General features: G+C 66.2%; 15 protein-coding genes and 1 riboswitch. Of the genes, 6 read left to right on the top strand and 9 right to left on the bottom strand.

Annotated features, from left to right (window positions below):
* Positions 1–19: 19 nt before the first annotated feature.
* Together HV711_RS11695 and HV711_RS11690 are read right to left on the bottom strand one after the other, a co-directional pair.
* Positions 20–1,285, bottom strand: coding sequence for a D-amino acid dehydrogenase (locus tag HV711_RS11695; protein WP_035479592.1), 1,266 nt, complete (start codon positions 1,283–1,285; stop codon positions 20–22).
* Positions 1,286–1,326: 41 nt separating this feature from the next.
* On the bottom strand, positions 1,327–2,586 hold the full coding sequence (locus HV711_RS11690; protein ID WP_028362786.1) for an MFS transporter: 1,260 nt from the start codon (positions 2,584–2,586) through the stop codon (positions 1,327–1,329).
* 327 nt (positions 2,587–2,913) lie between these two features.
* Here HV711_RS11690 and HV711_RS11685 point away from each other — a divergent pair, with 327 nt between their 5' ends.
* Positions 2,914–3,864 carry a tyrosine-protein phosphatase gene (locus tag HV711_RS11685; protein WP_425195023.1) on the top strand — a complete coding sequence of 317 codons (951 nt, stop codon included), beginning with the start codon at positions 2,914–2,916 and terminating at the stop codon, positions 3,862–3,864.
* A 211-nt stretch (positions 3,865–4,075) separates the two neighbouring features.
* On the opposite strand, the gene HV711_RS11680 is transcribed toward HV711_RS11685, so the two are convergent.
* Together HV711_RS11680 and HV711_RS11675 are read right to left on the bottom strand one after the other, a co-directional pair.
* Positions 4,076–5,386: an ATP-binding protein gene (locus HV711_RS11680; RefSeq protein WP_035479586.1), complete on the bottom strand. Its 1,311-nt coding sequence runs from the start codon at positions 5,384–5,386 to the stop codon at positions 4,076–4,078.
* A complete protein-coding gene (locus HV711_RS11675; protein ID WP_013589799.1) occupies positions 5,383–6,123 on the bottom strand; it encodes a response regulator in 741 nt (246 codons plus the stop codon). Before HV711_RS11675 ends, HV711_RS11680 begins: the two co-directional genes overlap by 4 nt.
* A gap of 450 nt (positions 6,124–6,573) precedes the next feature.
* On the opposite strand from HV711_RS11675, the gene HV711_RS11670 reads away from it, so the two are divergent.
* The 4 genes from HV711_RS11670 to HV711_RS11655 all read left to right on the top strand — a co-directional run bounded on the left by HV711_RS11670 (position 6,574) and on the right by HV711_RS11655 (position 8,474).
* Positions 6,574–6,771: a hypothetical protein gene (locus HV711_RS11670; RefSeq protein WP_013589798.1), complete on the top strand. Its 198-nt coding sequence runs from the start codon at positions 6,574–6,576 to the stop codon at positions 6,769–6,771.
* Positions 6,772–6,786: 15 nt separating this feature from the next.
* Positions 6,787–6,984 carry a DUF6726 family protein gene (locus HV711_RS11665; protein WP_035493346.1) on the top strand — a complete coding sequence of 66 codons (198 nt, stop codon included), beginning with the start codon at positions 6,787–6,789 and terminating at the stop codon, positions 6,982–6,984.
* Between the two features lie 3 nt (positions 6,985–6,987).
* Positions 6,988–7,710 carry a hypothetical protein gene (locus HV711_RS11660; RefSeq protein WP_035479581.1) on the top strand — a complete coding sequence of 241 codons (723 nt, stop codon included), beginning with the start codon at positions 6,988–6,990 and terminating at the stop codon, positions 7,708–7,710.
* A gap of 92 nt (positions 7,711–7,802) precedes the next feature.
* On the top strand, positions 7,803–8,474 hold the full coding sequence (locus tag HV711_RS11655; protein ID WP_028362371.1) for a flagellar basal body L-ring protein FlgH: 672 nt from the start codon (positions 7,803–7,805) through the stop codon (positions 8,472–8,474).
* Between the two features lie 77 nt (positions 8,475–8,551).
* On the opposite strand, the gene HV711_RS11650 is transcribed toward HV711_RS11655, so the two are convergent.
* From HV711_RS11650 to HV711_RS11630, 5 genes are all read right to left on the bottom strand, one after another.
* The gene (locus tag HV711_RS11650) at positions 8,552–9,295 is read right to left on the bottom strand and encodes a response regulator (protein WP_013589794.1); all 744 of its coding nucleotides are present in this window, start codon (positions 9,293–9,295) and stop codon (positions 8,552–8,554) included.
* 89 nt (positions 9,296–9,384) lie between these two features.
* Positions 9,385–9,963, bottom strand: a complete 579-nt coding sequence (locus HV711_RS11645) for a hypothetical protein (protein WP_051224032.1) — start codon at positions 9,961–9,963, stop codon at positions 9,385–9,387.
* A 173-nt stretch (positions 9,964–10,136) separates the two neighbouring features.
* Positions 10,137–10,595 (bottom strand): hypothetical protein, encoded by a 459-nt coding sequence (locus tag HV711_RS11640; RefSeq protein ID WP_013589792.1) that lies wholly within the window; start codon positions 10,593–10,595, stop codon positions 10,137–10,139.
* Positions 10,596–10,791: 196 nt separating this feature from the next.
* Positions 10,792–11,592, bottom strand: a complete 801-nt coding sequence (locus HV711_RS11635) for an SDR family NAD(P)-dependent oxidoreductase (protein WP_035479578.1) — start codon at positions 11,590–11,592, stop codon at positions 10,792–10,794.
* On the bottom strand, positions 11,589–13,340 hold the full coding sequence (locus tag HV711_RS11630) for an ABC transporter ATP-binding protein/permease (RefSeq protein ID WP_035479576.1): 1,752 nt from the start codon (positions 13,338–13,340) through the stop codon (positions 11,589–11,591). Before HV711_RS11630 ends, HV711_RS11635 begins: the two co-directional genes overlap by 4 nt.
* A gap of 423 nt (positions 13,341–13,763) precedes the next feature.
* A riboswitch (TPP riboswitch) is annotated at positions 13,764–13,887 on the top strand.
* A gap of 237 nt (positions 13,888–14,124) precedes the next feature.
* Here HV711_RS11630 and HV711_RS11625 point away from each other — a divergent pair.
* Positions 14,125–15,267, top strand: coding sequence for an FAD-dependent oxidoreductase (locus tag HV711_RS11625; protein ID WP_035479574.1), 1,143 nt, complete (start codon positions 14,125–14,127; stop codon positions 15,265–15,267).
* Positions 15,268–15,308 lie beyond the last annotated feature (41 nt).

Genomic DNA, 15,308 nt, shown 5'->3' with positions numbered 1-15,308 from the left:
GCACTGGGGCGGCGGTCCGTCACTTCCCATATCGCGCCAACGTCAGCCCGTCGAGATCGATCTCCGGTTTGCGCTGCGTGATGAGATCGGCGACCACGCGGGCCGAGCCCATCGACATCGCCCAGCCGGTCGAGCCATGGCCGAGATTGAGCCACAGGTTGCCGATTCCCGACGGGCCGAGCAAGGGTGCGCCGTCGGGCGTCATCGGGCGGCGGCCCACCCAGAAATGCGCGGACGTGGGCGCCGCGGCGTGCGGAAACCAGTCGGCCAGCACTTTCATCAGCGTCTGCAAGGCCTGCTCGCGCAGCGTCGCGTGGCGGTTGCCGAGTTCCGCCGTGCCCGCCACGCGCAGGTTATTGCCGAAGCGCGTAATGGCTGTCTTGAGCGATTCGTCCATCAGCGCGGCGCGCGGCGCTTTTTCGTCGTCGATTACAGGCAGCGTCGCCGAGTAGCCTTTGACCGGATAAAGCGGCACCTTCACGCCGAGCGGCGCGAGCAGCGCCGCGCTGTCGACGCCCAGCGCCACGACCACGCTGTCCGCGGGCAGCGTTTGCGCGCCGTGCTGGCTTTGCACACGGACCGCGCGCACCGCGCCGCCTTCCACATCGAGCGATGTGACGCGCGTGTCGAAGCGAAAGCGCACGCCATGGCGCTCGCAGATGGCGCGCAGCTCCCGTGTGAAGCGGGCGCAGTCGCCGGCTTCGTCGTCGGGAAGATGCACGCCCGACACCGGCGCCGCGCGCGCCCAGCGCAGCCCCGGCTCGATGTCGACGCATTGCGCGGCACTCACTTCCCGATACGCGATGCCCGCGTCGCGCAGCACGGCCAGCGCGGGTTGCGCGAGTTCGACGTCGTACTCGCTGCGAAAAAGCTGCAGGTAGCCTTGGCTGCGGCCGTAATCGAACGGATGGTAGTTGCGGAATTCGCGCAGGCACTCGCGGCTGTAGTACGCGATTCGCTGCATGCGCTGCTTGTTGGCCCGAAAACGTTCGAGCTCGCATTCGCGCAGCCAGCGCGCGATCCAGCGCCATTGCGCCGCGTCCAGAGTGGGGCGAAAGATCAGTGGCGATGCCGGCTTGAACAGGTATTTGAGAATCTTGGCCGGCATGCCGGGCGCCGCCCACGGCGTCACATAACCGGGCGCGATCACGCCCGCGTTGCCGAAGCTCGTGGCCAGCGCGACATCCGGCTCGCGCTCGATCAGCGTGACCTCAGAGCCTTGCCGGCGCAGATAGAAGGCGGTGGCGACGCCGATCACGCCGCCGCCGAGAACGATCGTTTTCATGGGCTTATCGGGCCATTCAGCGGCAAGCTGGAGTCGCGGTCTCAGGCGGCGGGGCGGGTCGCGCCGAGCACCTTGCCCTTCGTTTCGGGCAGGCACAGCGCGGCGACGATCACGAGCAGATAGCCCGAACCGGCGACAATCCCCATGGCCTTCACGAGCGACATGGTCTGCGAAAGCATGCCGACGAGAATCGGGAAGAACGAGCCGAAGCCGCGCCCGAGGTTGTAGCAAAAGCCCTGGCCGGAGCCGCGAATCGCATTCGGATAAAGCTCCGAGAGGTACGCGCCCACGCCCGCAAAAATCCCCTGCACGACGATGCCGAGCGGAAAACCGAGCGCGAGCATCATGCCGTTGGTGATCGGCAGCATGGTGTAGACCATGCCGAGCACGAACGAGCCCACCGCGAACAGGACGAACGACGCGCGCCGGCCGATCCGGTCGCACAGAATCGCACCGACGATATAGCCGGTGAACGAGCCGACGATCAGCACGATCAGATAGCCGCTCGTGTTGAATACCGACAGATGGCGCACGGTCTTCAGATACGTCGGCAGCCACGTCGTGATGGCGTAATAGCCGCCGAGCATGCCGGTGCACAGCGCGCTGCCGAGCAGCGTGGTACGCAAATGGGGCAGCGAGAAGATCTGCAGGCAATGCGCGGTCTCAACGCCGCTTTCCCGCGCGCGGCGCGTCTGCAGGTAGATATCCGGGTCGCTGACATTGCGGCGAATGTAGATGATCCACGCGGCGGGCAGCAGGCCGATCCAGAAACACGCGCGCCACGCGTACTGTTCGGGCAGCAAGGCAAAGAATGCCCAGTAGATGACGGCCGCCGCCGCCCAGCCGAACGACCAGCTGCTTTGCACCGTGCCCACCGCCTTCGCGCGATGCTGCGGCGAGCGTATCGTCTCCGCCATCATGATCGTCACGACCGACCATTCCCCGCCGAAGCCGATGCCTTGCAACGTGCGCGTGGCGAGCAACTGCCAGAACGAATGCGTGAAGCCCGACAGGAAGGTGAACAGCGCGAACGTCGCGATCGTCCATTGCAGCACGCGGATGCGGCCATAACGATCGGCCAGAATGCCGGCCAGCCAGCCGCCGAGCGCCGACGAAATCAGCGAGCTGGTGGCGATCATGCCCGCTTCGCTTTTGCTCATGCCCCACGTCGCGATCAGCGTCGGAATGAGGAATGAGTAGATCATGAAGTCGAACGCGTCGACCGCATAGCCGCCGAAACCGGCGTACAGGGTGCGGCGTTCCCGCTGCGTCAGTTCGGTGAACCATTGGAGAGAGGGCATCTTTGTTGTGTTCTCCTCGCTTTTCTTGTGTGCCGGCGGCTTGTGGGCAGTGTTTCTATTCTACGGGGAGGAGGCGTCGTGCGGCCACGTGGGTCAAAATTGGCAGCAGGTTGGCAGTAAGCGGTAAGCAGCTGATAACACAGAATATGCGGATTGCAACCCGCATACTGGGAAGGCCGGCGCGACACGGAAAAGCCGTGCAAAAACATTGCTTACGAACTAATACGCCGTAACCAAAACAATTATTGAAAACGTTAAACTGCGCCCGCAGCGCATAGGCTGCACATTATTGACTCACGCTTTGCGCCTGCCACGTCGACTCGCCTGATGCCCGCCACCGCGAAAACCTGCCCGGCGCCCCGCCGCTACTTTATGCCCATGGACATGCGCGCGCAGCCGCTCACACTCGCGGCATGCCCGTCGCGACGGACATTTCTGAAGCGCTCGGCCAGCGTGCTGCTGGTGTCCGGCGTGAGCAGTTCGCTGCTTTCGGCATGCGGCGGCGGCAATCTCGACGATGAGCAGGGCGAGACGCCGCGGCTCGCGTCGGTCGATAATTTTCGGGACGTCGCGGGCGCCGCGGCCGGCTATCCGACTGTCGACGGCAAGAAGATGCGCCGCGGCGCCTTTTTCCGCGCGAATGTGCTGACGCTCAGCGTGGCCGATCAGACTGAAATGGAGCGGCTCGGCATCGCGAGCGTTTTCGATTTGCGCACGCCCGGCGAGATCGAGCGGACGGCCGACATGCTGCCGCGCGGCGCGGTTTCGCAGACGCTCGACGTGCTGGGCGTGCGCGACTTCGTGCCGCCCGCTGTCAATTCGGCGGCGGACGCCGTCGCGTTCATGGAGTCGCAGGCGCGCGGCTATGTCACCGGCGCCGCACAGCGGGCGAGCTTCGGCGCGCTGCTGCGTCAGCTCGCGGACGGCGCCGGCGCGCAGCTCTTCCATTCCAATGCGGGAAAGGATCGCGCGGGCTGGGTCGCGGCGCTTCTGCAAAGCATTGCCAACGTGCCGCTCGACGTCATCATGCAGGACTACCTGCTCAGCAACGTGTACCGCGCGCAGGCCATCCGGTCGCTGAGGGAAACATTGCGCGCGCAGGACGGCGACGCGCTCGCGGCAATCCAGGAGCCTTTGCTCGGTGTGCAGGAAAGCTTTCTGCAGGCGGGCTTCGATCAGGTTCAGGCTAGCTACGACACGATGACGCGTTATCTGACGGAAGGCTTGGGCGTATCGGACTCCACCATCGAGAGCTTGCGCAGTCGGCTGGTGGTCTGAGGCGCGGACCAAACCCGTGGGCCACATCCGCGGGCAAAAAAAATCCGCCCCCAGATAAGCGGGCGGACTGAGAAGGGCGGCATCGAGGTTGCCGGGGGCCACTATAAGACTGCCGGCCACGCCGTAGCGCATTCGGTAAGGCGGAGTAAGCGCACTTCGGCGGCGTCGGCGAGCCGCGCCTGTGATCGGCGCGATCGGCGCGATTGGCGTCTTAAGCGCACGCCGCCTCGACCGGCAACTCGATACACACTACCAGCCCGCCCTCGGCGTGATTGCGAACGTGGCAACGTCCGCCGCGGTCGTGCGCAAGACGCGCCACGATTGCGAGGCCGAGGCCGCAATGGCCCTCGCCGCCACGCGCGGCATCGAGTCTCACAAACGGTTTCATCGCGGCGGCAATGCGGTCGTCGGGAATACCCGCACCGTGGTCTCGCACGCTGATGGTCCAATGTTCGCCGTTGCGCGCAGTGGCGATGTCGACGGGCGGCGCGCCGTGTTCCAGCGCGTTATCGACGAGGTTGGTCACGAGCCGGTCGAGCAGCGTGCGCGGCAGCGTGAACGACGGACCGGCACGCAAATCCAGCGCGAAGAGCGCAGTTTCGCCGGCGCGGTCGTCCGGCGCTTCGTCGGGATTGGCGCTCGCGCCGTCACTGTCGGAGAACTGCTCGCGCAGGAATTCGTCGACTTCGACCGGCGGCCCGGCATCGGCCGATTGGCCGGCGAATTCCAGAAACTGCTGGACGATGTTGGTGAGCGAATCCACGTCCCGAATCAGGCCGGCGCGCTCGCTTTCCGCCACCAGCACGCTCGCCCGCAGCTTCAGGCGCGTGAGCGGCGCTTTCAGGTCGTGCGCGACGCCGGCCAGCATGACGGCCTCGTCGTCGCCGGCTTCGTTCAGGCGCCGCATCATGTCGTTGAACGAGCCGATCAGATCGCGCAGTTCGCGCGGCCCTTGCACCGTCACCGGCTCCGGACGGCCGCCCGAGCCGAAAGCGCGCGCGGCGTCGGCGACGCGCGAAAGGGGGCGCTGCATCTGCCACACGGCGAAGAGCGACAGGATCAGCGCGGCGGCCAGCATCGAAATCGCTTCGATCAGAAAGCGCGGCGGCGGCGGCAAGTCGACCGGCAGCACGACCCAGTTGGACTTGCCCGGAAACAGCACCCACAGCTGCGGCGGACGCAGATCGTCGACGGCGATCTGGGTGCCCGGCGGAAGCGTTTCCCGCAGATGCCGGGTCAACTGCACGACTAGATGTTCCGTGGGTTCATGCAGATGGACGCTCGGCGGCATGTTCCAGGTCGGAACCAGATGCACGCGCATGGCGGGCGCGAGCGCGGCGCCCTTGATCGGCTCGCCGTTGACAGCCTGCAAGGCCAGTACGACGCCGCGCGCAAAGCCGTCGATTTCATGCCGCGGCGGCTGCATGACCACCAGCACGAACCAGCCGGCCTGAATTGCCAATAGCACCGCCGTCGAAAGCAACGCCATTCTGCCGAATAGCGTGTTCAGCGGGTTTCTCATGCGTTCGAGGCGGCCTCGTCGGAGAACGGCGTGCCGTCGGCATCGGGTACGAAGACATAGCCTTTGCCGCGCACGGTCTGCACATAGCACGGATTGGACGGATCGTCCTCGATGACGCGGCGCAGGCGCCAGATCGGCACGTCGAGGCTGCGGTCGCGAAAGGCGAGGTTGTCGCGATGCACGAGGTCGTGAATCAGCACGCGCGACAACACCTTATACGGATGGTTGACGAAGATCTTCAGCAGCGCGAACTCGCTGTCGCGCAGCGGCAGCTTGCTATCGGCCCGCGACAGCGAACGCGTGGCGAAGTCCAGCTCGAATGGGCCGAAGCGGTACGGCTTGCGGGCCTCGGGCGCGCTCGTGGTCGACGGGCCGCGGCGGCGCAGCACCGTGTGAATGCGCGCGAGCAGTTCGCGCGGATCGAAGGGCTTGGTCAGGTAGTCGTCCGCGCCGAGCGAAAGCCCGACAATGCGGTCGGCCACCGTGCCGCGCGCCGTCACGAAGATCACCGGAATGTCGTCGCCGGCGGCGCGCAGCGCGGTGAGCGCGCGCAGACCGTCGGTGTTCGGCATCATGATGTCGAGCACGACGACCGACGGCCGTTCGCGCTCGAGCCGGCGCTGGAGATGGGTGCCGTCATGCAGCACGGACGCGTCGAAGCCGTTCGACTGCAAGAACTTGCAAAGCAGATCGCGTACGACCGGATCGTCGTCGACGATAAGGACCTGTGGATTCATGGCGAAATTCTAGACTGCCGCGCGCCTCGCGCGCGCGGCGTGCGGCCGGCAGTTTGCTTACCAATGCTTACCCGATGACATGCCGATCCGGCCGAAAAGCGGCGCGAATCCGGTCGATGTACGCGTAAGGCTCGTCACCCAAGGCTGACAGCATATTGCAGAGCGGTCCTGTGCGGCAACGCACGGGACCGTGCGAAATCGCCTCAAGGCGGGGCGCGCGGCGTTTCCGGGAACAATTCGGATGCTTAAGGAAGCGCTGGAAACCGCTTGCAATGGGTCGTAAGAACCGCCGGAAAGCGCGCTTTTCTTCGTGCATCGGCGAGGCGCGCGCGGCGGGATGATTCGTCCTGCGATACGTCGCGTCGCACGCCGGCAGCGCCTTGAGCGCTCGCCGGCCCGCGCGGCGCACGACCGGCATCCCGCCCAACCCAGTGCCATGCGAGGCTCATCATGACAGTTCCCAGCAACCTCAATTCCACCAGGTTTTCTTCCATCGCGCCCGCGAAGCCGGCCGAAAAACCGGCGTCGTCCGGCAGTTCCGCGGGGGCCGGCGGCAGCGCGCAAAGCAAGGGCGCCGGGACGCAGGCGCAGCCGCAGCCGTCGCTGCCTGCGGGTCTTGTCGGCCATCACGTCAACACCACCGCCTGATCTGGCGAGGCGCGCGTGTCGACTTCGAAACTTTGCAGGCGCGTGGTTCGCGCGGCCGCGTGGCTCGCGCTCGGCGCGGCGTTGCTGCCGCTCGACGGCTGCGCCGTGGCCGCGCTGCCATGCCGGCTCACGTCGGCCACGCTGAAAATTATTCCGGTCGTCGGCCATGCGGCGGCCGCCCCGTTCGACATGTGTTCATCCGCGATCGACTGAGTCATGACACCCAAACGGATTGCCCTTGCGTTCGCGCTGCTGTGCGGCATGTTCCCGCTGACCGTGCCGGCACAGCCGGCGGCGCGCGATGCAGGCGCGCCGGCATCGGCCACGAGAGAAGCTGCCGCCGACGCGCGTCGGCGCGCGGAGACGCCGTTTGCATTCCGCGGCATTGCGCTTGGCATCACGCTCGACGAATTCCGCGCCGGTTCGAAGGTGCGGGCGACGCCGCTCGGCAGCGTGCCGGTCTGCGAGACGGACGTGCAGGCCGGCGCGCTCGGCATGCGGCTCAAGTCGCGCGACAGCCTGACGGTCGCCTGCCGCTGGGCGCATCGGGACGACAGCGGGTGGGCGCTCTCGCAAGCGGTGGTCGACGGTGCGCCGGCGGCCGAGCATGTGCTGCGTTTCGCGCGCATGGAAGACCGGAGCGAAGGCCGAAGCGCGCTGCGCCTCTACGAGATTTCCTTCGTGATCGACGAGGTCACCGCCGAGGACTTGCGCGACGCGCTCGCGGAGCGCTATGGCCCGCCGCGTCACGCGACGCAGAACGTGTCGTCGCCCGGCGCGCTGCCGGTCTATGTGTGGGAAAACGCGGTCAGCTCGATCACGCTGTGTTTCCTGCCGGGCACGCGCAACGGCACGCTGACTTATCTGCTGAAGGGCTCCGACGCGTGGGTCAAGTCGGTCGTACGGCAATGGCAGGCGAGCGATGCGGAAGCCGGCTGATGTGAGGTGCGGCGCATGCTCGGTCCGCCATGAGTGGGCGGCTGGTCGAGCCTGAACTCGTTTCGGACACCTTGAGACCAAGGAGTACAACCATGCTTACGTCACGTTTTTCCGCCGCGGTGTGCGCGGCGGCAGCCTGTCTATCCGCTTGCGCGAGCGCACAGAAGTCGATTGTCGACACGCCGATGGCACCGCCGCTCGTGTCCGCGCCGCTGAACGTCAACACGCAGGGCGCGATCTATCAGGCCGGCACGCTCATGGTGCTGTACGAGACGCCGCGCGCGCAGCATATCGGCGACGTGCTGACCATCCGGCTGTCGGAGTCATACAGCGGCAACAACAGTTCGACGGCGGCGGCGAGCCGCGCGAGCAGCATTACCGCGGACGCCGCCGACAAGTCGACCGGCGCGGCAGCGCGGCTCGCGAGGCTGTTCAACATCGGCTCGGCGAGCACCGAGTTCAAAGGGCAGGGAAGCCTCACCGACGTGAGCGGCATGAACGGCACGCTGGCTGTCACCGTGATCGGCACCATGCCCTCGGGCAATCTCGTCGTGTCCGGCGAAAAGGTGATTTCGATGAGTGGTAACCGCGACCGGCTGCGGCTATCGGGCGTCGTCAATCCTAAGGACATCGAATCAGGCAACTACGTTGCGTCGAGCAAGGTTGCGAATGCACGCATCGAGCAGGCCGGCACCGGCATGCTTTCCGACGCGACGACCATGGGTTGGCTGCAGAGAATGTTCCTGAGCGTGCTGACGTTCTGACGCGCAGGATCGCGCCGCGTCATGTCGGCGCGCGCTGCGCGGCATGCGCCGCCCCGCCGAACCGGCGCCCGCGGTACTTACTCCGCAAGCGAGGCCGGTCCGCGTTCCGCTGCACCGATTTCGCCGTCCGGCACGAACACGTAGCCGCGTCCCCACACGGTCTGCACGTAGCGCGGTTCGGACGGATCGACCTCGATTAGCCGGCGCAATCGCCAGATCGACACATCCAGACTGCGGTTGCGATGCGTGTCGCTATTGCCGTGCAGTTTTTCGAGCAGTTGCGCGCGCGTGAGCACGGTCATCGCGTGGGTGACGAACACTTTCAGCATCGCGAATTCGCTTGAACGCAGCGTGATGCGCTCGCCGTCGCGGCGCAATTCGCGCGCCGGGAAGTTGACTTCGAAGCGACCAAAACGATACGGCGCGCGCTGCTCGGGCGCGCTCGGCGCGACCGAGCCGCGCCGCCGCAGCACTGTGCGGATGCGCGCCACGAGTTCGCTCGGTTCGAACGGCTTGCCGAGATAATCGTCGGCGCCGAGTTCGAGGCCGATGACGCGATCGATCGGATCGGCGCGCGCCGTGAGAAGAATCACGGGAATGTCGTCGCCCGCCACGCGCAACGCGCGCAGCGCACTGATGCCGTCGAGCTCCGGCATCATGATGTCGAGCACGACGAGCGCGGGACGTTCGTCCTGGAGCTTGCGCTGCAGCGCCATGCCATGTTCGAGCGTGGCAACCTTGAAGCCGCGTCCTTCGAGATATTGGCTGACGAGCTCGCGTACGACGGGGTCGTCGTCGACGACCAGAATGGATTGGTTCATTCAGGTCATCTTAGTGATCCGCGCGGGCGCAGCAAAGCGGCTAACGCTTTCCAATACTTTCTCGCGTAAGACAAAGCAAGGGCGCGAGGCTAATTGATCTGCGAGGTCTGAATGGTCTGCAGCGTCCGGCGGCCAAAATCGGTCTGGTCGATCACCATCCTGTCGATCAGTCCGTTGAGTTTGGTGGACGCGGAGGAAAAGCGGTCGGTGTTCAGGCCGCCCGTTTGATAGCGCGCGGTGACGAGAACGCGGCCGTTCTGCACGAGCGTCAGATCGATGATGGACAGATACTGGATTGCGTCGTCGCTGAACGAGCGGCGGCCGTAGTCGATGGCGGCGTTGTACACGAGGCGCGCCTCGCATCCGGCCGGCGAGGTGCCCGGATTGTAGACGTCCGAACGAATGCCGCGGCGCTCGAGCGCGAGTTGCAGCGCCGGCACGAAATCGCCGACCGACACGGCAGTGTTGACCTCAATGCACACGTGGCGCACATCTGCGGGACGGCCGCTCACAAAAGTCGGCGACGAATAGTTCGCCGCGATGGCGTAGCCCGCCTGGATCACGGAGCCGGTGGCGTCGGCTGCCTGAATCAGGGTCCACGCGCAGCCGTTCAGTCCGACCGTGAGCGTCGTGCACGCCACAAGCCGCGCGCCCGGCCGCTGCAACATGACCCACGCCGCACGGGGAGCGCGCGCGAATGCGTTAGCGCGTATGCAAAGCAGGAAGGTCATGATGCAGGGCGAGATGCGATGAAGGCCAACAACGGACATCGACTGAGCGGCGCGAAAGCAGCGGCGGGCGCATCGTGACCATCGTCAAGATTGTTGCGCAGTGCGTGCGTTCAGCGCGTGACGCGCAGGCGCAACTCGTTTTGCCCTTGCACGCTCGCGCTCACGTTCACACGGCGCGCGGCGGTGGTCACGATGAAGTGCTGGCGCGTCGGCGTGTTGACGTCGTGCACGACATTCGGAAAGCAAGCGGCGATATCGGCGCCGATTTCTTCGAGCGGATCGTTGACGACGCCGTCGGCCTGCCAGTGCGCGCGCCAGTGGCAGTCGTAGGCATGCGCGTTGGCGCGGCAATCTTCGGTGCTTTCGACGCCCGGCAATTGCGCGGCCGATTGTGCATGCAGTTGCTTGAAGTCGGATGCTTCGACGATGTGCTTGAGCGCGGGGCAGACGTCGGCGGGCTCATTCGGCGGCGTGGTTTGCGCTGCGTGCGCGGCGCCAGCGAGCAGCATGGCTGCGCCGAGAGCGAGCCCGAGGCGGTGAAGCGGAGAAGAACGGCGATCGAGTGACATGAGCGGGAATCCGTTAGCAGTGGAGAGCGTGCGAGCCGCGGGGACGGCGCGCACGACTATCGTCGCTGCTTCGGGCTCGTTTCAAAGGGCGGAAAAGCTTGCCCGCTTCGCAAATGCTTTCCGGGTGTTCCCGCGTGTTGCCGGATCTTGCCGTGGCCTGGCGTTGTGGCGGGATAAACGTGCGCTGGCGCGCGACTCAGCCGAGCGTCAGTCCGCCGTCGACATGAATCACCTGGCCTGTGATGTGACGCGCTTCGTCGGACAGCAGAAACGCGATCAGCGCGGCGACATCCGCCGGTTCGGCGATGTGCCCGAGCGGCGTCGACTCGGCGGCGCGGGTCCACGCTGACGCATTGTCGGCGCTCGGCCCGCGGTCCTTGCGCGTGTAGCCGGGCGCGACGCAATTCACCGTCACGCCGTGCGGCGCGAGTTCGGCGGCCGCGGTTCTCGCGAGCGATTCGAGCGCCGCTTTCGCCGCGGCGGTGGCGGCGAACGGCGTATCCGCCCGATAACGATGCGCGACGAACGAACTGAGTGCGACCACGCGGCCGCGCTTCGAGGTGTCCAATGCAGAGGTGGCGCGTTTGACGAGCGCGGCGAACGCAGCGGGCATGGCGGCGAATGCCGCGCTGAGCGCATCGGGATCCAGCGCCTGAAGCGTTTGACGCTGCGCATGCCCGGCATTCGCGACCAGTTGATCGAGCGCGCCGAAGCTTGCGAGCGTTTGATGCACCACATGTTCCGCCGCACCGCGCTCGGCGAGATCGGCGAACACCGTGGCGCAGACGGCGCCGTTGGCGCTGCAATCGGCGGCCACCTGCGCAAGGCGTTCACGCGACTCGCGCTCGGCACCGCGTGCATGCAGCATCAGGGCAGTGCGCGGCGCGGCGATGCGCCGGGCCAGCGCCGCGCCGATACCCGAACCGGCGCCGGTGATCAGCACAACGCGCTCGAACGCCGCGCTGCTTTCGCCGGCGGTGTCGCTTGCGGTGTTCATGCGGCGACCGCTTCGGCGGCACGCTCGACGTCGAGCGTTTCGTCATGGAATGCAGCGAGCGACTCGCGATGCGCGACGCTGACAATCGCCGCCTTCGGCAGCCGCTCGGTGAAAAGGCGGTAGAGACGCGCTTCGTTTTCAGCGTCGAGCGCGCTCGTCGCTTCGTCGAGGAACAGATAGTCCGGCTTGTGCAGGAGCACGCGCGCGGCAGCGAGGCGCTGTTGCTCGCCTGGCGAGAGAACGCGCGTCCAGTGGGCGGTTTCCTGCAGACGGTCCGCGTATTGCGACAGATGGCAGGTCACGAGCGCCTCGCGGCATTCGTCGTCGGTATAGGTGTCGGCCGCCGACGGATATGCGAGCGCTGCCTTGAGTGTGCCGATCGGCATGTAGCTTACCTGCGGAATGAACATCATGCGGGCGTTGACCGGCGCGTCGATCGCGCCGTCGCCGAACGGCCAGAGGCCCGCCAGCGCGCGCATCAGCGTGCTCTTGCCCGAGCCCGACGGGCCGCGCACGAGCCAGCGCGAACCGGGGTGAATCACGATATCGCGAATGCGCGACAGCGGGCTGCCGTTCGGCAGCGCGAGCTCGAGGCCGTCGGTGGAGAGCTCGTCGGCGTCGACGAAATGCAGATTGATGCCGCCGTGCGCGGTGGCCGGTGAGACGGATTCCTTCAGACGCGGCGCATGCACGACACGCTTGAATTCGCGCAGACGGTTGACCGTGGCGCGCCATTCCACCAGCGTCGAATAACTGTTGATGAACCACGAAAAGGAATCGCTCACGGTGCCGAACGCGCTGGAAATCTGCATCAGCACGCCGAACGTGAAGGCGCCGGCAAAATAGCGCGGCGCGGCGACGACGAGCGGAAAGATAATCGCGATCTGACCGTAGAAGCTCAGCACGAAGGTGAGCCGCTTCGTGTACTTCATGACCTGCCACCAGTTGTCGCGAATGCGGCTGAACAGCGAATGGGCGTTTTTCTTCTCCGTGTCCATGCCGTTGTAGAAGGCGATCTGCTCGGCGTTCTCGCGCAGACGGATCAGGCCGAAACGGAAATCCGCCTCGACTTTCTGCGCCTGATAGTTGATGGGCACGAGCGGATGCCCGACCTTCTGAATCACGAGCGATCCGCCCACCGCATACAGCGCGGCCGCCCACACCATGTAGCCGGGAATATGCAGCGGCACGCCGCCGAGCGTGATGGTCAGCGCGCCGGCCAGCGCCCACAGGATCGTGATGAACGACACGAGCGTGACGACGGTGGACAGCAGGTCGAGCGTGAGCGAAAGCGTCGTGGTGGCGAACGACTGAAGGTCGTCGCTGATCCGCTGATCGGGGTTGTCGGCGAGGCGGTCGCGTTCGATGCGGTAAAACGCGCTGTCGTGCAGCCACTCGTTCAGATAGCGCGTGGTGAGCCACTGGCGCCAACGGGAGCCGAGCATCTGGCGCATATAACGCCCATACACCGCGAGAATGATGTAGCCGAACGCGAGCCCGGAAAAGATCATCAGCAGATGCGGGAAGTCGCGCACATTCTTGGTTTGCAGCGCGTTGTAGAAGTCCGCGCTCCAGCGGTTCAGGCGGACGTTGATCCACACGACCATGAGGTTCATCGCGATGATCGCAATGAGCATGGCCCACGCGGTCTTTTTTTCTTCCGACACCCAGTAAGGCTTGATCAGACTCCAGGCGGAGACTTTCTCGTCGGGCGGCAGCGCGGGGCTGACAGAAGTATGCGTTGTCATGAGCGTCCTGAGGAGTGCTGTTCTAATCTGGCCATGCCACGGTGGCCGCGCCGCGTCTGGCGGGCCACGCGGGCCGGCCCGTCGCGGGTCCTGGTGCATGTGCGGGCGCGGCGCCACATGGGCGAGCGCCGCGGCGACTGCCGATTCTGGCGTGAAGCCCTTAAGCGAAAATTAATTCCCGGCGCCGCGCATGCAGCGGGTCTCGGGCGGCCCTCTCTTGCGCCGCCGCCGCTGCCACGTTTGACCGCCGTACCTCGCGCGATGCCGCGCTCGCCGCGTCATCTCTGCTGGCATTGTGCCAGAGCGCCGGGCCGCCGCTCTGGATCAGACAAAAGCCGCAAGAGATGGTGCCGGATCAAGCCGCGTGCGACGCAATGCGCCGCTCGTTTGCGAGCGCCGCGCCTTTTATGGTCTAATGACCTTTCGACGAAACAGGGGTGCTTCGCACTTGAGCGGCGTGATTCTCACGCTGCGGCAGCGAGGCTGAGAGAGACCCTTTGCACCCGATCCGGGTAATACCGGCGCGGGAAGTTTCCGGAAGCAGCCAGTCTTCCATTCCCCGCCGGGCGGCGTAGTTCATTCGAGCACGCCTGTTGCTTGGCCGGCCTTGCCCGCCGGTTTCGTCCTGGGTACGCGCTTCCTGTTGGCCGTACGGAAAGGACTCGATGACCGCCTATTGTTCAGTTATGTGTTTTGCTCCTGATCGCGCCAACTGCGCCGGCCGCGCCGTTCGGCACGCGCATTGTGTCCCCGTTCACCGTCATATCGAAGCGGAGGGCGCACGATGAGCCGTGCCGCGCAATCCGATTTCGCCGTGCTCGGCGGCGGCCTGTGCGGGCGCCTCGTTGCGTGGCGGCTTGCCGGAGACGGCCATCGCGTCGCACTCTATGAGCGCGGCGACGCCACCGGTTCGGACGCCGCAGCGTGGGTCGCGGCGGCCATGCTGGCGCCGCTCGCCGAAGCCGCGAGCGCGGAGCTGCTGATCACGCGGCTGGGCGCGGCATCGCTCGAAAGCTGGCCGCGCGTGCTGGCCGAGCTGCCCGAGCCGGTGTTCTTCCAGCGCAACGGCACGCTCGTCGTTTGGCATCACGCGGATCGGACCGAGGCGCCGCTGTTCGAAAGGCGCGTGCGCTCGAACGCGCCGGCCGAGTTGCTGGACGGCGGCTTTGTCACGCTGGCGGGCGCGCAACTGGGCGCGGCGGAGCCTGCGCTTGCCGGGCGCTTCAACCAGGGCTGGCTGTTGCCGCGCGAGGGGCAGCTGGACAACCGCCAGGTACTGCGCGCTCTCGCCGCGGGCCTCGCGCAACGCGGTGTGCAAACACACTGGAATACGCCGGTGCAAGACGGTGCGCTGCCGCCGGCGCGTATCACGATCGATTGCCGCGGCCTCGGCGCCAAACCCGTGCTGCCGACGCTGCGCGGCATTCGCGGCGAAGTGGCGCGCGTGCACGCGCCGGGCATCCATCTGACGCGGCCGGTGCGGCTCCTGCATCCGCGCTATCCGCTCTACATCGCGCCGAAACAGGACGATCTGTATGTGATCGGCGCGACCGAAGTGGAGGGCGAGGACATGTCGCCCGTCAGCGTACGCTCCGCGCTGGAACTGCTGAGCGCGGCGTTTTCCGTGCATCCGGGCTTCGGCGAGGCGCGCATTCTCGAACTGAATTCGCAGTGCCGGCCGACCTTGCCCGATCATCGGCCGGCCTTGTTGTGGGACGGCGGACAGACGCTGCGCGTGAACGGCCTGTACCGGCACGGCTACATGATCGTGCCCGAAGTCGCCGACGAAGCCGTGCGTTTTGCGGCGGCGCTGCTGGACGGGCGCGTCGCCGACGCGGATGCATTCGCCGACTGGCGGCACGCCGCGCGCTGGAGCGAGCTGTTCCACGAGGACCGCGCGCGGGAGCCGGCACGAGCGTTGGGGTGACGAGGCGGCGCGGTGAGCGCTCGGGCATTGGTCATGTATTG

It is taken from the genome of Paraburkholderia phenoliruptrix, from assembly GCF_902859825.1.
GTDB lineage: Bacteria > Pseudomonadota > Gammaproteobacteria > Burkholderiales > Burkholderiaceae > Paraburkholderia > Paraburkholderia phenoliruptrix.
Note: the sequence above shows the minus strand (reverse complement) of the source record. Positions and strands in the feature narration are given on the sequence as shown.